This window comes from Nonlabens xylanidelens (assembly GCF_002934445.1).
Lineage (GTDB): Bacteria > Bacteroidota > Bacteroidia > Flavobacteriales > Flavobacteriaceae > Nonlabens > Nonlabens xylanidelens.
In genome coordinates this window covers 75,753-94,571 of record NZ_PTJE01000004.1, presented here as the reverse complement: position 1 = coordinate 94,571, position 18,819 = coordinate 75,753, and the positions used below count along the sequence as shown (strand labels likewise).

The 18,819-nt window shown below is 34.4% G+C and carries 17 protein-coding genes; 2 read left to right on the top strand and 15 right to left on the bottom strand.

What is annotated here, in order from left to right:
- Window positions 1-8: 8 nt before the first annotated feature.
- From trpD to LY01_RS09945, 8 genes are all read right to left on the bottom strand, one after another.
- Complete coding sequence (gene trpD / locus LY01_RS09980; protein WP_104515709.1) at window positions 9-1,004, bottom strand: anthranilate phosphoribosyltransferase; 996 nt, start codon at window positions 1,002-1,004, stop codon at window positions 9-11.
- A 1-nt stretch (window position 1,005) separates the two neighbouring features.
- Window positions 1,006-1,575 carry an anthranilate synthase component II gene (locus LY01_RS09975; RefSeq protein ID WP_104515708.1) on the bottom strand — a complete coding sequence of 190 codons (570 nt, stop codon included), beginning with the start codon at window positions 1,573-1,575 and terminating at the stop codon, window positions 1,006-1,008.
- Window positions 1,568-2,071 carry a hypothetical protein gene (locus LY01_RS09970; protein WP_104515707.1) on the bottom strand — a complete coding sequence of 168 codons (504 nt, stop codon included), beginning with the start codon at window positions 2,069-2,071 and terminating at the stop codon, window positions 1,568-1,570. The genes LY01_RS09975 and LY01_RS09970 overlap by 8 nt, the downstream gene beginning before the upstream one ends.
- A gap of 2 nt (window positions 2,072-2,073) precedes the next feature.
- A complete protein-coding gene (locus LY01_RS09965) occupies window positions 2,074-3,489 on the bottom strand; it encodes an anthranilate synthase component I family protein (RefSeq protein ID WP_104515706.1) in 1,416 nt (471 codons plus the stop codon).
- A gap of 194 nt (window positions 3,490-3,683) precedes the next feature.
- Window positions 3,684-5,345 carry an asparagine synthase B gene (gene asnB / locus LY01_RS09960; protein ID WP_104515705.1) on the bottom strand — a complete coding sequence of 554 codons (1,662 nt, stop codon included), beginning with the start codon at window positions 5,343-5,345 and terminating at the stop codon, window positions 3,684-3,686.
- A 194-nt stretch (window positions 5,346-5,539) separates the two neighbouring features.
- The gene (msrA, locus tag LY01_RS09955; protein ID WP_104515704.1) at window positions 5,540-6,193 is read right to left on the bottom strand and encodes a peptide-methionine (S)-S-oxide reductase MsrA; all 654 of its coding nucleotides are present in this window, start codon (window positions 6,191-6,193) and stop codon (window positions 5,540-5,542) included.
- 125 nt (window positions 6,194-6,318) lie between these two features.
- The gene (locus LY01_RS09950; protein ID WP_104515703.1) at window positions 6,319-7,098 is read right to left on the bottom strand and encodes a zinc ribbon domain-containing protein; all 780 of its coding nucleotides are present in this window, start codon (window positions 7,096-7,098) and stop codon (window positions 6,319-6,321) included.
- A gap of 3 nt (window positions 7,099-7,101) precedes the next feature.
- A complete protein-coding gene (locus LY01_RS09945) occupies window positions 7,102-8,193 on the bottom strand; it encodes a Nif3-like dinuclear metal center hexameric protein (RefSeq protein ID WP_104515702.1) in 1,092 nt (363 codons plus the stop codon).
- A 47-nt stretch (window positions 8,194-8,240) separates the two neighbouring features.
- Between LY01_RS09945 and lpxK the strand changes: the two genes are divergently transcribed.
- Window positions 8,241-9,209, top strand: a complete 969-nt coding sequence (gene lpxK / locus LY01_RS09940) for a tetraacyldisaccharide 4'-kinase (RefSeq protein WP_104515701.1) — start codon at window positions 8,241-8,243, stop codon at window positions 9,207-9,209.
- On the opposite strand, the gene LY01_RS09935 is transcribed toward lpxK, so the two are convergent.
- From LY01_RS09935 to LY01_RS09905, 7 genes are all read right to left on the bottom strand, one after another.
- A complete protein-coding gene (locus LY01_RS09935; RefSeq protein ID WP_245890689.1) occupies window positions 9,204-11,525 on the bottom strand; it encodes a hybrid sensor histidine kinase/response regulator in 2,322 nt (773 codons plus the stop codon). The genes lpxK and LY01_RS09935 overlap by 6 nt on opposite strands.
- Before the next feature lie 141 nt (window positions 11,526-11,666).
- Entirely contained in the window at window positions 11,667-12,656 is a 990-nt protein-coding gene (gap, locus tag LY01_RS09930; RefSeq protein ID WP_104515700.1) for a type I glyceraldehyde-3-phosphate dehydrogenase, read from the bottom strand.
- A gap of 200 nt (window positions 12,657-12,856) precedes the next feature.
- Window positions 12,857-13,735 (bottom strand): lipoyl synthase, encoded by an 879-nt coding sequence (lipA, locus tag LY01_RS09925; protein ID WP_104515699.1) that lies wholly within the window; start codon window positions 13,733-13,735, stop codon window positions 12,857-12,859.
- 46 nt (window positions 13,736-13,781) lie between these two features.
- Entirely contained in the window at window positions 13,782-14,891 is a 1,110-nt protein-coding gene (locus LY01_RS09920) for a glycosyltransferase (RefSeq protein ID WP_104515698.1), read from the bottom strand.
- Between the two features lie 10 nt (window positions 14,892-14,901).
- Window positions 14,902-15,111: a membrane or secreted protein gene (locus tag LY01_RS09915; RefSeq protein ID WP_104515697.1), complete on the bottom strand. Its 210-nt coding sequence runs from the start codon at window positions 15,109-15,111 to the stop codon at window positions 14,902-14,904.
- An 86-nt stretch (window positions 15,112-15,197) separates the two neighbouring features.
- Entirely contained in the window at window positions 15,198-16,226 is a 1,029-nt protein-coding gene (gene murB / locus LY01_RS09910) for a UDP-N-acetylmuramate dehydrogenase (RefSeq protein WP_104515696.1), read from the bottom strand.
- Window positions 16,223-17,413 carry a pyridoxal phosphate-dependent aminotransferase gene (locus LY01_RS09905; RefSeq protein ID WP_104515695.1) on the bottom strand — a complete coding sequence of 397 codons (1,191 nt, stop codon included), beginning with the start codon at window positions 17,411-17,413 and terminating at the stop codon, window positions 16,223-16,225. Before LY01_RS09905 ends, murB begins: the two co-directional genes overlap by 4 nt.
- Window positions 17,414-17,493: 80 nt before the next feature.
- Between LY01_RS09905 and LY01_RS09900 the strand changes: the two genes are divergently transcribed.
- Window positions 17,494-18,816: an aspartyl protease family protein gene (locus tag LY01_RS09900; protein WP_104515694.1), complete on the top strand. Its 1,323-nt coding sequence runs from the start codon at window positions 17,494-17,496 to the stop codon at window positions 18,814-18,816.
- Window positions 18,817-18,819 lie beyond the last annotated feature (3 nt).

Genomic DNA, 18,819 nt, shown 5'->3' with positions numbered 1-18,819 from the left:
TCTAGGGTTTACCTCTGAACGTTTTGTAAGCGGTTAAAACTTTTCAATGCTTTTCCAGATTCTAGAGATTCTCTAGCTACTATAGCTCCTTGATGTAAATTTAAATCCTGAGCTACAGAAATAGCAGTTGCGGCATTTGCTATCACTACATTTTTTTGTGCTTCGGTCGCTTTGTTTTCTAATACTTTCATGAAAATATGTGCCGCTTCTTCTACAGTTTCTCCACCATAAATATCTGCCTGCTTTAATAGTTTCATACCGAAATCACTAGCAGATAGATCGCTTACTCCTGCGTTTCTAGCAAGTCTTACTTTTCCTGTAAGACTTACCTCGTCATAACCTTCATGTGAATGGAGAATAGCGTATTTCTTATCTGTTTCAGACTGAAATAAGTATTCATAATTACGCGCTAGTTGTAAATTGAAAACACCAACACTTTGTAATTTAGGTTTTGCAGGATTTACTAAAGGGCCCAACATATTAAAAAATGTTTTTACACCTAATTGTCTTCTAATAGGTGCAACAGCTTTCATCGCAGGGTGAAATAATGGTGCGTGTAAGAATGTAATGTTTGCCTCAGAAATTTGTTTTCTCAGCACATCATGGTCATTTGTAAAAACAAATCCTAGATGTTCCATAACATTAGAAGAACCACTTACTGAACTTACTCCATAGTTACCGTGTTTAGCAACAGGTACACCTGCACCAGCAGTTACAAAACTAGCTAGGGTACTGATGTTAAAAGTGTCTTTTCCATCACCGCCAGTACCACACAAGTCTATCGGATTAAATTCTGATAGGTCGATGAGGTTTGCTTGTTCTAGCATCGCGTCTCTAAATCCAGCTAATTCTTCTACAGTGATACTACGCATTCCATATACGGTTAAAAAAGCAGCGATTTGTGCATCATTAACGGTACCACTAGTTATTGCAGTTAAAATATCATGAGCAGCTAATCTAGAAAGCGTACGATGATTAAATAATTCATTTAAAATATCTTTCATTCTATAAAGTCTCTATAAAGTTCTTAAGCATTTGTTTTCCTTGCGGAGTCATAATACTTTCTGGGTGAAATTGTAAACCGTAAATAGGTAGTTCTTTATGTTTAAGAGCCATGATTTGACCGTTTTCATCAGTTGCTGTTATTTCTAGAACATCTGGAAAACTGCTATTTTGTGCAGCCCAAGAGTGGTAACGTCCTGCATCAAAATTAGTGTCGATATGATTAAATATCTCATTACCGTTATGTGTCATGTTAGTAGAGATACCGTGATATACTTTATCTAGGTTTATAATTTCTCCACCGAATACCTCAGTTATCGCTTGATGACCTAAACAAATTCCTAAAAGTGGTTTTTTATCTTTAAGGTGATCAATTATCGCAATTAAATTTCCAGCTTCATTGGGTATACCTGGTCCTGGAGATAGCACTACCGCGTCATAATTCTCGCATTCTTGAGGTGTGATTTGATCATTGCGCACCACAGTGAGTTGAGCGCCTAATTCTTCTAGATAGTGCACAAGGTTGTACGTAAAAGAATCATAGTTGTCTATTAATAATAATCTCTTATTCATCTTTCAAAGTTTTAATACTACCATCAGTTTCTATTTGTGCTATAGTTTCTTCACCACCTGGACAGTTGGTAATTATTCTTAGGTCCGAAGTTACTTTTCCTTCACATTGTAATCCATCAAGAGTAGAGGCTATTACCATTTCATCTTTTATTTTACCATCTTTACTATAGGTTCTAACTAAAAATCCATGTTTATAACCATCTTTTGAAAAAAAACTTCTAGTAAACACTCTAACTTTAATAACTTCATTTTGATAAATAGGTGGAGCGACTTTAATCTCGCTAGACATTATTCTGTAGTAATCTTGGTTATTGAATAAAGAGGATGCGCTATCTCTTGCATTATTAAAGGTTAAATTAGGTAGGTATTGAAAAACCGTTTCGCCATCTTTTTCAACTATTTTAATATCGATTAAGTCTTCTTTCTTGCTATCCTGACACGAGAATAATAGAAAATTAAAAGAAAGAAGGGCGATTGATAAATATCTTAATTTCATAATTAATATTGATTTGCTTTATTGATAGCACTGCGTAGTGCGTTAGTCTTGTTGTAAACTTCTTGCATTTCGTTTTCTAAGTTACTTTCTACAACCACACCAGCACCTGCTCTAAATAGTAACTTATTATTACGTGATAATATACTTCTAATAATTATGGCGTGGTTAAAATTGCCGTCAAATCCAAGATAACCTATCGCGCCACCATAAAATTCTCTAGAAGATTTTTCATATTGATCTATGAGTTGCATGGCTCTATATTTAGGAGCACCACTCAATGTACCTGCTGGGAATGTATCTCCTATAAGTTTGATTTTATCATTTTCATTAATGGTACCGCTCACTTTACTTACCATGTGAATAACGTGAGAGTAGAAATGTATGTTTTGATAATCTTCTACCTTTACATCTCTAGCATGACGGCTAAGGTCATTTCTTGCAAGGTCTACTAGCATAATATGCTCGGCAGTTTCTTTAGGGTCTTTTTTTAGTTCTTCGGCAGCTTTTAAATCTGCAACATCATTACCGGTTCTTTTATAAGTACCTGCAATAGGTTGAATACTAGCTTTAGTATCTGAAATTAATAACTGCGCTTCTGGAGAAGAACCGAATATTCTAAAATTACCGTAATCAAAATAAAATAAATATGGACTAGGGTTTATCGCTCGTAACTGCCTGTAGACATTAAAATCATCACCTTTAAAGGGTTGTTCAAATTTTCTAGATAGAACGATTTGAAAAACATCGCCTCTACGACAGTGTTCTTTACCTTTTTCTACAAGTTCTTTGAAATCATTATCAGTCATTTCAGAAGACTCTTCTTCTGTACATTCAAAACTATAGTTTGCTACATCGCGATGATTAATAACTGCTACGATCTCATCTAGTTTTGATTCAAAATCGGCATATTGATGATCAAATACATAAAGCTGGTTATGGTAATGATCAAAAACGATTACATTTTGAAATACTTGATAGTAGGCAAGAGGTATGTTGTTGGTATCGCTTTCGCGAAAGCGAAACTCTAAATCTTCAAATAATTGAACAGCATCATAACTAAGGTATCCGAAAAGCCCGTTAGTAGGGAAGGGGAAATCATCTGTTACTTTTTCAAAAGAATTTTTAAATTCATTTAAACCTGTAGTAAGGTCAAAAGTAGAACTGTAATCTTGTGAACTTATAGAGTTATCTGGAAAAGTAGATTTTATCTCATTCTCATTTACCTCAAAAGTAGCAACTGGATTACAGCAAATAAAAGAATAACTATTACTGCGCTGTCCATACTCATTACTTTCTAGAAGAATGCTATTTGGGTATTTATCCCTTAATCTCATGTACATAGCGACTGGGGTAAGGGTGTCTGCTAGTATGACTTTATGAGCTGTATTTGCTTTATGTAATTCTTGAACTGAGTTCATTAGATATTTTTTACTAATTAATGTAAATGAAAAAAGGTCTACCGTTAAGTAGACCTTTATCGTTTATAAATAAACATGCGGGCGACTTTACGGCTGTTGAGCTGTATTATTCCACCACCATGTATGATTTGTTCTTTTCATTGAGTGCCAAATGTAGTTAGGCTATTTGAAAGGCACAACTTTTTTACATTTTTTTAATAACCTTCGTCATGAACACCACTTACTGCACGTCCCGATGGATCGTTCATGTTTTTAAAAGCCTCGTCCCATTCTAATGCTACTGGAGTAGAACAAGCTACTGATTTTAAAGAAGGTACACAGCTTGCTGCAGCGTCACTAGGGAAATGTTCTGAGAAAATACTACGGTAGTAATATTCTTCCTTATTCTGTGGCGGATTGATTTTAAATTTAAAGGGAGCTGCCTCCATCATTTCATCAGTCACAACACCTTCTACTACTTCTTTTAATGTGTCGATCCAGCTGTATCCTACACCATCGCTGAATTGTTCCTTTTGTCTCCAGGCAACGCTTTTAGGTAGGTCATCTTCAAATGCCTCTCTTAAAATGTGTTTTTCCATTTTTCCATTTCCACACATTTTATCTTTAGGGTTGAGTCTCATAGCTACATCCATAAATTCTTTATCTAAGAATGGAACGCGACCTTCTATACCCCATGCTGCAAGCGATTTATTTGCTCTAAGGTTATCATATAGATGTAAGGTATCTAATTTACGTACGGTTTCTTTATGAAATTCTTCGGCACTAGGTGCTTTGTGAAAATATAAGTAACCTCCGAAAATCTCATCACTTCCTTCTCCAGATAAAACCATTTTAATTCCCATAGATTTTATAACGCGTGCAAGAAGATACATAGGTGTGGACGCTCTAATGGTAGTAACATCATAGGTCTCTAGAAAATAAACTACGTCCTTTATTGCGTCTAGACCTTCTTGAATTGTGAAGTTAACACTGTGATGTACGGTGCCTATATGGTCTGCAACTTCTTGAGCAGCTGCTAGATCAGGACTGCCTTCTAGTCCTATGGCAAATGAATGTAGTTGAGGCCACCAGGCATCTTTGTTATCACCTGATTCTATACGTTTTGCCGCATATTTTTTTGCAACGGCACTTACTATAGAACTATCTAGACCACCAGATAATAAAACCCCATAAGGGACATCGCTCATTAAATGTCTGTGTACGGAGTCTTCCATAGCTTGTTTAAGATCTGCTACGGAACTTGTGTTGTCTTTTACCGCATCATAATCTTTCCATTCTCTATCGTACCATTTTATAAATTCACCTGTTTCACTATAGTAATAATGTCCAGGTGGGAATGGAGCTATCTCATTACAAGTTCCCTCTAAGGCCTTAAGCTCGCTCGCCACATAAAACTGTCCTAACTCGTCATAACCATAATAAAGTGGTATGATACCCTGATGATCTCTGGCGCATAAAAAGACATCTTTTTCGATATCATATAATGCAAAACCGTACATACCAGTAAGCTCATCCATGAAGTCAACGCCTTTATCTTGATATAGAGCAAGGATTACCTCGCAGTCAGATTTTGTTTTAAATTTATAATCACTGTAGTTGTCTCTCAGGCTTTGGTGGTTATATATTTCACCGTTAACAGCAAGTACTACTTTACCATCAGGACTATAAAGCGGTTGTCCTCCAGACTGAGGATCTACTATAGTTAATCTCTCGTGTGCTAGAATGGCGTTATCACCACAATAGATTCCAGACCAGTCTGGTCCACGATGTCTTAGTTTTTTAGATAATTCTAAGACTTTTTCTCTTTGTTCCTGGCTGTCTTTTTTCAACTGAAACATTCCTACAATTCCGCACATAATTTGTTTTTTTAAATGAAAAAAGGCCTACCGTTAGGTAGACCTTTTGAATATATTAAAATACCAGATTCTACCCCTTACGTTTGTAAAGAATTATTATTGATTCTGATATTATTATTTAATGACATAAGACAAATGTAATTAAAATGTTGAAAGGAACAAGTTTCTCTTGAGATAAATTGTTCGTTTTACTTTTAATGTTGTGCTTCTGGTTTAATTACTTGCGGCATTTTTTGAGCAAATTTTCTAAATCTAGGTATAGATACTCCTCTTATATAACCGTGTGTAGGGTGCAGTTTTGCATAATCTTGGTGGTAATCTTCGGCAATCCAGAATTTTTGAAAAGGTTTTACCTCGGCTCCAATACTGAATCCTTCTTGTGTTAAGCTGGTAATTTTATCTTCAATAATTTTTTTCTGATCATCATTTTGATAAAAAATAATACTTCTATATTGAGAACCATGATCAGGACCCTGACCATTAACTTGTTCTATGTTTTGAGAAGCAAAGTAAACATCTACTAGTGTTTTAAAAGAAACGACGCTAGGGTCGTATATGATTTCATTAGTTTCAGCATGTCCCGTTTTACCAGTATTACTGTCTTCATAGGTAGGATTTTGAGTGTGGCCACCAGAATAGCCAGAAATAGATTCACTAACACCTATTACGCCTTCATATATTTCTTCTACACACCAGAAACAACCACTTGCAAAATAAGCTCTTTCCATACCTTCTTGAGAAGGAACCTCAATAGGGTCAGTATTAACAGCAGTTTGTGAGGCGTTATTATCTTGTTCGTTACAATTAGATGCTAGGAACATCATAATTAAAATTGATACTATTTTCATTTACTATAAGTTTTAAACGATAAAAATAGGATTAGCTCTTCATGAAGTGTATTAAAAAAGGGTTAAATAAAAAAAATCCCTTTATTAAAAAAATAAAGGGATTAAATATGAAGAAAAAAGTTTTACTATAATTTAGCAAATACTTTATCCATTTTTTCTACTTGTTCATATGCAAGAGCAGCATCTACAAGAATTCTACCAGAATGCTCATCTGTAATGATTTTCTTGCGACTTGCGATTTCTACTTGTACTTGTGGCGGTATAGTAAAGTAAGAACCACCAGAAGCACCTCTTTCAATAGGTACAACTGCAAGACCGTTCTTTACGCTTGTTCTGATACGAGTATATGCCTTGATTAACCTTTCTTCGATTGATTTTGCATGATCCTCGCTCATCTTCATAAGGTTTTCTTCTTCTTTTTGAGTTTCCTTAAGGATCTCTTCTAGTTCAGATTTCTTATGCTTTAAGTGGTCAGTTTTATCAGCAAGACGCTTCTTACTTTTATCGATAACCTCTTTTTGTTGCTCTATTTGAGCTTTGAATTCACGTATATGTTTTTCAGCAAGTTCCATTTCTAGTTCTTGAAATTCCATTTCTTTAGAAAGAGAATTGAACTCACGGTTGTTACGTACGTTTTTTTGTTGATCTGTATATTTTGTAATCAGGGCTTTGGCCTCTTCAATTAAATTCTTTTTGGACTTAATGTTTTCACTAAGTTCATCAGAATGTGCGTCTAATTTAGACAGTCGAGTTTTTAATCCTTCTACTTCATCTTCAAGATCTTGTACTTCTAGAGGTAATTCACCACGCACATTGCGTATCTCATCTATTCTAGAATCGATTAATTGTAGATTGTAAAGTTCTCTTAACTTATCTTCTACAGTAGCCTCGGTCTTTTTTGCCATCTTTTAAAAATAATTAACTGGGTTTGTTCGCGCTTGTGCACAAAGGACTGCAAAACTACTAAATTTTTCTGTAAGATATTCATGTAAAAGGTTTTTTGTAAACTGCTCGCTTTCATAATGTCCCACATCACATAATAGGATGTCTTGACCTTGAAAGAAATCGTGATATTTTAGATCGGCTGTGATGTAAGCGTCAGCACCTGATTGAATAGCATTTTTTATTGCAAACGCTCCAGAGCCTCCTAGCAGTGCGACTTTTTTAATGTTCCGCTTTCGCGAAAGCGAGCTTCTAACAACTCCAGTTTTAAATACGGTCTTTGTTTTTTGTAAAAATTCTTCTACACTCAGGCTTTCTGGCAGCTCACCGATTGTGCCCATTCCTATGTTTTGATAACTGTTTTCTAGCGTAGAAATTTCAAAAGATACCTCTTCATATGGGTGGGAATGGATTAATGCGGCTTTTATCGTACTTTCTAAATGAGGTAAAAATGTAATAGAAAGCATCTTTTCTTCTATGTTCTCCCGGTTTAATTTTTCTCCAATTTTAGGTTTGCTATCTTCATTTCCCTTAAATGTCCCTATTCCCGAAATAGAAAAACTACAATCTGTATAATTACCTAATGATCCTGCACCGGCATTAAATAATGCTTCTTTAACCTCTTCAAATGAGTTAGCAGGTATATATGTTACCAGTTTTTTTATTAATTGTGATTTAGGAAGTAGTGTTTTTACTTTATTTAGTCCCATTTCTTGAGCCATTCTATAGCTTACACCACCTTTTGTGACGTCCAGTGCGGTATGAGTTGCGTATATGGCTATATCGTTTTTAATAGCCTTAACAACAGCACTGCGTACATAATCGCTAGGTTGTAAGTGTTTTAAACCAGAAAATATAATGGGGTGGAAACTTACAATTAGATTACAATTATTTTCAATAGCTTCATCGACAACGTTTTCTAAACAATCTAGAGTGACTAGAATACCTGATAAATCGGTGTTTTTATCACCGGTTAATAAGCCTGTGTTGTCAAAATCTTCTGCATAGTGTCTAGGAGCAAGTAGTTCTAGATGTGAGATAACATCTTTAATTTTCATAATGGTACTATTTATGTCTGTTGTAAAATTAACCTACTTTTGAGCTCATGCAAAATTTGAGACTTTTATTATATCCATTTTCCATAGTTTATGATGGAATTACTTCATTGCGCAATTATGCCTTTAATAAAGGTATAATAGAACAACATGAATTTGATATACCTATAATAGCCGTGGGTAATTTAAGTACTGGTGGTACTGGTAAAACACCTATGATCGAGTATTTTATAAAGAAAAATAAAGATTTAAAGTTAGGTGTGCTAAGTCGTGGATATGGTAGGAGGACGTCTGGTTATATTGAAATAAATCTAAATGATACGGTAGAAAAAGTAGGAGATGAGCCTTTACAAATTAAACTTAAGTTTAAAAATTTGATCGTGAGTGCTGTTTGTGAAAAGCGAGTAGATGGAATTAATAATCTATTAAAGAATCATGATTTAGATCTTATTTTATTAGATGATGCATACCAGCACAGACATGTAAAGGCGAGTCATTATGTCTTATTGACTAGCTATGGTAATCTATATAAAGATGATTATTTGTTACCGGCTGGTAATCTAAGAGAGTCTCGAAGTGGTGCAAAACGTGCACAAACTGTCGTAGTTACTAAATGCCCGTCTTCCATTAGTGTTGAAGATACTCTTAAGATTAAACAAAAGCTACAATTGTTGCCATCTCAGCAATTGTGTTTCTCTTACATAGCCTATGATGATTTTGTTTACGGAGCTAATGATTCTAAAAATCTTAGTGATTTTAAAGGATTAGAAGTATCGGTCGTGACTGGTATTGCAAACCCTATACCTTTCATAGAATATTTGAAGAAATTTATAACTGTAGATCATCTTAAATATACAGATCATCATAATTTTACAAATGAAGAAGTAGAGCTTATTAGAAGTAAAAAAATAGTTATTACTACCGAGAAAGATTACGTGAGGCTAAGGAATTATGATTTAAGTAACGTTATGTATTTACCTATACAGACTAAGTTTATAGGGAAAGAACCTAGTTTATAGAACTTCAAAATTAGAAAATGCTTTTTGAATCTTTTCAAAAAACTCATCCATTTTAAATGGTTTTGGGATGATATCATCAAAACCTATTTCGTAGAATTCTTTTTCAGAATCGTTTAAAGTTACCGCTGTGAGTGCTATTATAGGAATCTCTCTGTCAAAGCTCCTTATGTCTCTAGTAGCTTCTTTTCCATCTTTTATGGGCATGTGAACGTCCATAAGTATTAGGTCGTACTTTCTGGTTTTTGCCGCTATCACCGCTTCTTCACCGTTATTAGCAACCTCGCATGTGAAATTCTTACCTTCAAGAATCTTTCTAGTGATCATTTGATTGATCTTGTTGTCCTCTACTATTAATATGCGTTTGTTCAATAACTCAGTGGGTGACGCTGGTTTAGAGCTTATCACTTCATCCTTGGTTTTTTCTGACTTTGTCACTTCAGGATCGCTATATTCGTTCTTTTTAGGAATATTTAAATCTATATTAGGTAAGATTACTTCTTTATGACCGGTAATAGTGGTTGTTGTAGAGTGAGTGATATTACTTGTTTCAGGATAATGATTCTCGTTAAAGAACCTGTTAGAGTCTGGTAGGTCAAACCATATTTCAAAAGTGAATTTACTACCTATTCCTACTTTACTGTCTAGTTGAACTGAGCCGCCCATTAATTCTACTAGATTCTTTACGATAGCTAGGCCTAAACCTGTACCACCATATTCTCTAGTTGTACTAGACCCTTCTTGCGTAAAGTTTTCAAAAATCGCTTGTTGTTTCTCTTCAGAAATTCCTTTACCGTTATCTTCTACTTCAAATTTTATAAGGCATTTATCCTCAATGGTGTTTATTTTATGAGCCCTTACCCATACATCTCCATCTTTGGTAAACTTGATAGCATTACCCATCAGGTTGATTAAGATCTGTGATATTTTAACTGGGTCACCTTGTAATCTAGATGGTATGTTATCATCATATTGAATATGAAGATTATTTCTTTGATCTGTAGCTTGTCCTTTTAAAGATAGGCTTATATCATTTACCCTTTTATTTAGGTCAAATGGAATGGCTTCTAATTCAACTTTGTTAGCTTCTAGCTTGTTGAAATCGAGTATATTATCAATAAGTGATAATAAATATTCTCCTGAGGATTGTAACGTTTCTAAGTGTTCTTTTTGATCTATTCTAGGATCTGTTTCTAATAATAAATGGGTAAGACCAGTAACAGCATACATAGGTGTTCTTAACTCATGCGTTATGGTAGATAGGAAATCTGCCTTTATTTTTGCAGCATCTTGAGCTCTATCCCTTTCATCTATAAGAGCAGAGTTTTTATCTTCTAGCACATGATTACTCTTTGCTCTTAATTTGTTATTCTTAAATAATGATAAAGTTAACAAAGAGAGTAGTGTGATAAAAACACATAATAATATATAAGATGTGTCTTTACCTTTTAGTTCTCTCGCTTTTTCATTGTTGGATACCACCAGGGCTTCATTCTCTTCCTTAAGTTTCTTAAATTCTAGAAGCTCTTCATTAGAAACCATAGAATTCATATCTTTCTTAGTGAGCTCGGTGTATTTCTGTAGATAAGAGATGCTACTTTTATAATCGCCTTGTTGTTCTAATAACTCTGAATAGAGGTAAAAGCCATTTTTTAAGATATCGTTAAATTGATATTTTTCTGCTATGGAAATACTTTGTTGTGTGTATTCTTTGGATAAATTCAACTCTCCTTTTCCAGCAGCTATTTGAGCTAGTTCTAGACTCACTTGTGCAGTAGAGTAGTGCTGGTTGTTATTTTTAAGATGAGGTAATAATTCTATAAACGATTCTCTGGCCTCATCTACCTTATTGATCCTTAGGTTTAATTGTGCTATTCTTAATTTTAAAATAGCATTGAGATTTTCGTTTTTAGTTTGTGCTAGAATTAATTGCGCATTTGTAATCTCTTCTTTAGCATGGACTAATTGGTTAGATCTAATAAGTACATCTGACTTTAAAAGTAATAATTGTGCATTACCTAGAGAAGATTTATCAAAATAAGGAGCGATTCTTTTAATAACCTCGCTAGCATTTTTTAATTGACCTGTTTTATTTAAGTAAGAAACTCTTAATAATTGAGTTTGAGCATAAATGGAAGAATCTTTTGCTATGTCGGTAGCGCCAGTGATTAAATTATCGGCTTCGATGTAATTTGCTCTTTGTAGAGCAAGTTGTGCCTTTTCTAACATTAAATCAACAGCAAGTTGTTGATTAGGTTTAGATATATAATCTTCTTGACCATTAGCTTTTTGAAGAAAACTAATAGTGCATAAACACATTACAATAAAGTATAAAACTCTAGAAGACAAATCTATTAATTAGGTAGACAAATATAAAAGGACTTGATTCTATTCAAATAAAAAACGATTATAATCTTATCATAAATGCTTTTAAACGATGTTTTTACGAGGGGTTATGTCTTATTTTATGCTTTTGGCGTAAACTACCATATCTCTTAATCGGTGAGAATACCCACTTTCATTATCGTACCATCCTATAATTTTCACCATTTTACCTATCACACTAGTCATTAATGAGTCGTATATGCAAGAATATGGGCTTCCTGATATATCTATCGATACTAATGGAACATTTGTAAAGGAGAATGTTGTAGGATTCGCTTTCGCGAAAGCGGAAAAAGCATCATTAATCTCTTCTATAGAAGTGTCACGTTTTACATTAATAGTAAGGTCAGTCAGGCTACCGTTAGGTACTGGTACTCTGATACCACAACCACCTATGACATCATTTAAATCTGGGAAGATTCTAGTTAGCGCCTTTGCAGCACCAGTGGTGGTAGGTACTATGGACTGCCCAGCAGCTCTTGCTCTACGTAAATCTCTATGAGGTTGATCGTGTAAGCTCTGGTCGGTGGTATAACTATGTACCGTGGTTATGTATGCTTGTTCTATGCCACAAAGCTCATTCATTACTTTAATAAGTGGAGCGGCATTATTTGTCGTACAGCTGGCATTTGAGAAAATAAGATCTTCTTTATTTAATATATGCTCATTAACACCTAGAACCACTGTTTTAATATCGTCTTCTATAGGCGGTGCGCTCAGGATTACTTTTCCAGCGCCAGCGTTAATGTGTTTTTGTAATTCTTTTCTCGTTTTAAATTTACCAGTAGATTCTATTACCGTGTGTATACCGTCCCAGTTTAAATCTTCTAAATTGCGGTGGTGTGTAAAGGCGATTTTATGATCATTAACGGTAATAGAATTTGCGTCAAAAGTAACCTGAGCATCTAGTATACCGTGAATAGAATCATATTTTAAGAGGTGTGCCATTACCTCTGTAGATGCGAGGTCATTAATAGCTACTACTTCAATTTGAGGGTCGTTGTAAACCGTTCTTAAAAAAGTACGTCCTATACGACCGAATCCATTAATGGCTACTTTAATCATTTGATAAGATTATTTTCTTTTTAACCTCCTAGTAGTTGGAGTTAAAATTATGAATACTGCAAATTCCTGAAATTAAAATAAACCAGAATGACTATCAGAAATTTTAAATTGAGATAGTGGAACCTATTAAAGATAATACCATTAAAGTAGAAGTTATCTTTAATAAGGTTCCATATGTTTTTATGTAAACTACGTAGAGTTTACAAAATATGTTTGTGTGCCTTGTAAGAACTTCTCACTAGAGCGCCACTCTCCACATGTCTAAAGCCCATTTCTAGACCTATAGTTTCATATTTCTTGAATTGTTCTGGCGTGATAAATTCTTTTACAGGTAAATGTTTCTTAGATGGCTGTAGGTACTGACCTATAGTAACCACATCTACATTATTATCTCTAAGATCTCTCATAGTCTGGATTACCTCTTCTTCCAGCTCTCCTAGACCCAGCATAATCCCAGATTTAGTTCTGTTGATACCTTGTTGTTTTAGATATCTTAATACTTCTAGGCTTGTATCATACTTAGCCTGTATACGCACCTCACGAGTTAATCTTCTTACCGTTTCCATGTTGTGAGAAACCACTTCTGGATTTGCCTCTACGATGCGATCTAGATTACGCGTGTTGCCTTGAAAATCTGGAATAAGAGTTTCTAGTGTCGTTTCAGGATTCATACGTCTTATGGCAGCAACAGTTTCCTTCCATATTATAGACCCCATATCTTTTAAATCATCACGATCTACACTAGTGATAACACCGTGTTTAATCCCCATTAATTTAATACTACGTGCTACTTTCTCAGGCTCTGCCCAGTCCACAGTGTCCGGTCTTCCAGTTTTTACACCACAAAAACCACAAGAACGTGTACAGGTATTACCTAGAATCATGAAAGTTGCAGTTCCTTCTGTCCAGCATTCACCCATATTAGGGCAGCTACCAGATGTACAGATGGTATGTAAATCATACTTCTCTACGGTACTTCTTAATTCTTTATATTTTTGACCTACAGGTAATTTAACGCGCAACCATTTTGGTTTGCCCTTTGCCTTAGGTGGTGCTACAGATGTTTTTACTGATTCCATATTACAAAGTTAGTGATAAAGTAGTCGTTTGAATAAGAATACCTAACTAGTTCCATTGTTTAGGTTTATTAACCATGTTTGAAACAAATAATGCTAGCTGACTTAAAATTAATAATAATTCTAAAAAAGGAAGTAGGATAATGATATCGCTTTCGCGAAAGCGAGATAAACCTTTACCCATCACTATCCAGAATATCAAATATCTAAATAGTACAACCCCTAAGATAATCATCCAGTTAATACCGAATACGAATCCTAGAATAGCTGAAATAACAAACCCTATTTGAGATATGTAAAATAAACCTAATAAGAATTTATGAGCTCCTTTATAGTGACTCGCTGTATTTATGTGTCGTTTTTTCTGTTTCCACCAGGTGGACCAGCTCTGTTTTGCTATACTAATAGTAAAAGAATCTGGATTTAAAGAGACAATAGTGTTCTTGTTAGTCGCTGCTTGATTTACAAAAAGGTCGTCATCTCCACCCATAATTTTCATATGACTCATAAAGCCACTTACATCATAAAATTGAGTAGCGGTATAGGCCAGGTTGCGGCCTACGCCCATATATGGGTTACCACTCATGGCATAACTAAAATATTGAATAGCTGTCAGTCCAGTTTCAAATCTTATTAATGCATTAAGAAGTGAATTTTTAACCTTTTGATAGCCGCCATATCCTAAAACGATTTTTTTCTCTTCAGATAAATGAACCGCCATAAGGGAAAGCCATTGCTTACTATTAGGTGTACAGTCTGCATCGATAAATATTAAATGATCGTTTACGGCTTTTTTGATACCTAGGGTAAGTGCATATTTTTTATTACCCCAAAAACTTTCATTGTTCACGACATCTACCATTTTTACACGAGCGTCTTGAGACATGAAATCTTCAATAACATCTCTAGTGTCGTCATAACTAGCATCATTAATTAGAATTAATTCAAAATTAGGATGATCTTGTTCTAATAGTTGAGGTACTAGTGTTTTAAGGTTTTCTTGTTCGTTTTTAGAACATACGATTACTGAAACAGCATTTTTTAAATCTCCTTGTGGTTGTGGTGTTTTACCAAAACCGGCTTTTGAATAGAAGAAATAATAAATTATATTGATCAAGGCAAAGCCTGTCAACACATAGAAGAATACACCTATTTCCATGAAGAAAGGCCTAAGCTGTTAGCTCTTCGTTTTTGCAATCTTGCTCTTCTGGTAGTTTACCACACATGCTGCATGCTTCACCATCTTTGTTAAGAAAAGGACTTTGACTGGCACAAGTTCCAGCAAATTTACCATCCTTTTTACCCCATATTTTTATTGCTATTCCTGCAAATCCAAGAGCTAATAATACAAACGATATAAGTACGAGTTTTAAATCCATAATGCAAAGATAAGGTATGGTTATAAGTCTCTAATGAGAACCACAGTTTAATTATAAATACAATTATTAGTTATTCTAATAGTTTATTAATCGATTAGGTTTACTTCAGTATCAATTTTAATGCCGTATCGATTCATGACATGTTGTTGTATTTTATGAGCAACATCAAGTATTTCTTTACCGGTGGCATCTCCATAATTTACTAAAACTAATGCTTGTTTTTCATGCACACCAGCATCACCATATCTTTTTCCTTTAAAACCAGACTGGTCTATAAGCCAGCCAGCAGGGACTTTTACATAATTCTCGTCTAGAGGATAAGATGGCATGTCAGGATGCATTCTTATAAGGTCTTCATAAACAGTTCTTTTAATAACTGGATTTTTGAAAAAACTACCACTATTACCTAATACTTTAGGATCAGGTAACTTACTGCTTCTTATATTAATTACAGCTTGTGATATTTTTTGAATAGTAAGGTCGCCTTGTAAACCGTCTAACTCTTCTTTAATAGCGCCATAGCCTATCTTGAAATCATAATCAATAGTCTGATTAAGATCTGTTAATTTAAAAGTCACTGACGTAATTACATATTTACCAGCAGCGTCGTTTTTAAATATAGAATCTCTGTATCCGAATTTACAGTCGGCTAGAGTGAGTGTTTTTTCTTCTAGCGATTTTAAATCAATTACTTCACAGCTATGGAAAACATCTTTAAGTTCTACACCATAAGCGCCTATATTCTGAATAGGAGATGTGCCCACGTTACCAGGAATGAGTGATAAATTCTCAACACCTGCTAGATTATTTTCTATACAATAAAGTATAAAGTCATGCCAGTTTTCTCCTGCCATGACTTTAAGAAATACATTATTTTCTTCTCGCCTAGTAACTTCCATTCCTTTTAATAGAACATGAATTACTGGTTTTTGAATATCGTTTATAAGTAGCATGTTACTACCGCCGCCTAATAAAAAGATATCTTGACCTACATAGTAACCTAGAGATTCTTTTAATTGTTGCGTTGTAGTTGTTGCTGAGTACGCTTTCGCGAAAGCGGATATTCCAAAAGTATTGTAACTTTTTAAAGAAAAATGATGCTTAATTTCTATCATGCTTTATATGCTTTCAACGCATGATCTAAGATACGTACCGCTTTTTCTAGAGATTCCTTTTCTAGAACATAAGCTATTCTTATTTGGTTTTTTCCCATTCCTGGAGTACTGTAAAAACCAGCTGCAGGTGCTACCATAATGGTCTCGCCATCTAGTTCAAAGTTTTCTAACATCCATTGTGCAAAAACGTCTGTGTCCTCTACAGGAAGTTGTGCCACACAATAAAATGCGCCGCCAGGATTTGCCACTTCTACACCGTCTATTTTCTTAAGACCGTCGATGAGAACGTCGCGACGCTCTATGTATTCTCCTATAACCTCGTCAAAGTATTCTTGTTTTGTTTCTAAAGCAGCCTCTGCAGCTATTTGTGCAAATGTAGGAGGGCTTAATCTAGCTTGTGCAAATTTCATTGCGGTAGCCATTACTTCTTTATTTTTTGAGACCATGCAACCTATACGTGCACCGCACATACTATATCTTTTTGATACAGAATCTATCATGATGGCATGTTCTTCTAGACCAGTAATGTTCATTACTGAGAGATGTTTACGGCCGTCATAGGCAAATTCTCTATAAACCTCGTCAGATAAAAGGAAAAGATCGTGTTTTTTAACTAGAGCAGTTAATTGATCCATTTCTTCTTGAGTGTATAAATAACCAGTTGGATTTCCTGGGTTACATATAAGAATAGCCTTAGTTTTATCAGTAATCAGTTTTTCAAACTCGCTTATTGCAGGTAAAGCAAAGTTGTTTTCAATGGTTGTTGAGATAGGTTTTACAGTAACACCGCTTGCTGTTGCAAAACCGTTGTAATTTGCATAAAATGGCTCAGGTATAATAACCTCGTCTCCATTATCACAAATACTACCCATGGCAAACATTAACGCCTCACTACCACCAGTAGAGACTATTATGTTTTCATCAGTTAGATTCATGCCTATTTTATTGTAATGTACCGCCAGTTTATCTCTGTAAGATTGGTTTCCTGCACTGTGGCTGTATGCAAGAACAGTCATATCAGTATCTTTAACAGCATTAATTGCTTGTTCTGGCGTTTTAATATCTGGTTGACCTATGTTAAGTTGATAGATGTGAACACCTCTAGCTTTTGCAGCTTCGGCATAAGGAACTAATTTTCTAACAGGGGAAGAAGGCATTTTAAGCCCTTTTTCAGAAATCTTTGGCATAACTTATTTTTATTACTACAAATGTACTACTTGAGTAAGGATGCTCAAAAGACTTTGACTAAACCTTATATTTATTGTTCATGAAAAACGCGGTTCTTTTATTTTCTTTGATTTTCTGTTTGTGTAGTGCAACTGCTCAAGAAGGTTTTGTATTTAATAAGAATATAAAAAAGGATAAGATTGCTTTTGATCAATATTCTAATTTAATCGTACTGCCAGTAACAGTTAATGATGTAGAGTTTAACTTCATGCTAGACACTGGTGCAGCAAGAACTATTATTTTTAATTTAAAAGGTATAGACTCTCTTAGTATTAAGGAAGGTAAGTATATCTCAGTAAATGGTTATGGTAGTAATGAGGCGTTGAGTGCTTATTATTCTAGAGGGAATAAAATAGAAATAGGCGATTTTATAAGCGATACTCATGCAGATGTTCTTGTTCTAAGCGATAGCGAGATAGATATATCACCAAAGTTAGATGTAGAAATACATGGAATTCTGGGAGTTAATTTTCTTGAGAATTTTGTTACACATATAGATTATGAAAGTAGTTATTTAAAGATATATGAGAACTTTGAAGATCTTCCATTTTCATTGAGAAAAGCAAAGCAGTTTAATGTTACTACTTATAATAGTAGGTTGTTTGTCAATCTAGAATTAGATAATAGGTTAGTAAAAGGCGATTTTAAACTACTTCTGGATTCAGGAAGTGGCGATGCTTTATGGATTTTTGACGACATAGATGATGCGATGACTATTGAGAATAGTTTTGAAGACTATTTAGGTTTTGGTATAAATGGAGAGATTTTTGGGTTAAGGACTAAAGTAAATGCGGTTCATTTATTCAATTCTACTTTAAAAAATGTGGCCGTTTCCTATCCTTTTAAAAAGTATCAAAGTACAGAAAAAGCAAATACCTCTCATGATGGTAGCTTAGGAGGAGAGGTGTTAAGAAGATTTGACGTGGTGATCGATTATCCCAAGGGTAAAATCAGTATGAAACCTAATAATAGTTTTGAAGAAGGTTTTTATTACAATATGACCGGACTAGGTGTTAAGAAAGGCGAGTTAGAATTATTCACACATTTAGATAGAGATTTTACAAACAGAAACGTAGATGGTTCTAGTAGTCAGATAACGCTTACTTCTAAGACTAGAATGACTTATCAATACGTCCCTAAAATATATGTAGACTATTTGCGAGAAGGCTCTCCTGCTCATAAAGCTGGCATTCAAATAGGAGATCAAATTATTTCTGTTAATGGGCGACAAAAAAAACAGCTCACTGTAAATAATGTCAGTGAACTGTTTTATAAAAATCCTTATAAGAAGTTGAAAATAAAATTAAAAAGAGGAGAAATGGTATTTAATGTAAAGATTATAAATGTTCCATTAATCCGTTAATTA

Coding starts and splice junctions, on each gene's coding strand:
- lipA (WP_104515699.1), bottom strand. CDS start 13,735: ATGGAATCAGTAAAAACATCTGTAGCACCACCTAAGGCAAAGGGCAAA.
- gap (WP_104515700.1), bottom strand. CDS start 12,656: ATGATTAAAGTAGCCATTAATGGATTCGGTCGTATAGGACGTACTTTT.
- murB (WP_104515696.1), bottom strand. CDS start 16,226: ATGATAGAAATTAAGCATCATTTTTCTTTAAAAAGTTACAATACTTTT.
- LY01_RS09905 (WP_104515695.1), bottom strand. CDS start 17,413: ATGCCAAAGATTTCTGAAAAAGGGCTTAAAATGCCTTCTTCCCCTGTT.
- LY01_RS09915 (WP_104515697.1), bottom strand. CDS start 15,111: ATGGATTTAAAACTCGTACTTATATCGTTTGTATTATTAGCTCTTGGA.
- LY01_RS09945 (WP_104515702.1), bottom strand. CDS start 8,193: ATGAAAATTAAAGATGTTATCTCACATCTAGAACTACTTGCTCCTAGA.
- lpxK (WP_104515701.1), top strand. CDS start 8,241: ATGCAAAATTTGAGACTTTTATTATATCCATTTTCCATAGTTTATGAT.
- msrA (WP_104515704.1), bottom strand. CDS start 6,193: ATGAAAATAGTATCAATTTTAATTATGATGTTCCTAGCATCTAATTGT.
- LY01_RS09920 (WP_104515698.1), bottom strand. CDS start 14,891: ATGGAAATAGGTGTATTCTTCTATGTGTTGACAGGCTTTGCCTTGATC.
- LY01_RS09975 (WP_104515708.1), bottom strand. CDS start 1,575: ATGAATAAGAGATTATTATTAATAGACAACTATGATTCTTTTACGTAC.
- LY01_RS09900 (WP_104515694.1), top strand. CDS start 17,494: ATGAAAAACGCGGTTCTTTTATTTTCTTTGATTTTCTGTTTGTGTAGT.
- asnB (WP_104515705.1), bottom strand. CDS start 5,345: ATGTGCGGAATTGTAGGAATGTTTCAGTTGAAAAAAGACAGCCAGGAA.
- LY01_RS09965 (WP_104515706.1), bottom strand. CDS start 3,489: ATGAACTCAGTTCAAGAATTACATAAAGCAAATACAGCTCATAAAGTC.
- LY01_RS09970 (WP_104515707.1), bottom strand. CDS start 2,071: ATGAAATTAAGATATTTATCAATCGCCCTTCTTTCTTTTAATTTTCTA.
- LY01_RS09935 (WP_245890689.1), bottom strand. CDS start 11,525: ATGTGTTTATGCACTATTAGTTTTCTTCAAAAAGCTAATGGTCAAGAA.
- trpD (WP_104515709.1), bottom strand. CDS start 1,004: ATGAAAGATATTTTAAATGAATTATTTAATCATCGTACGCTTTCTAGA.
- LY01_RS09950 (WP_104515703.1), bottom strand. CDS start 7,098: ATGGCAAAAAAGACCGAGGCTACTGTAGAAGATAAGTTAAGAGAACTT.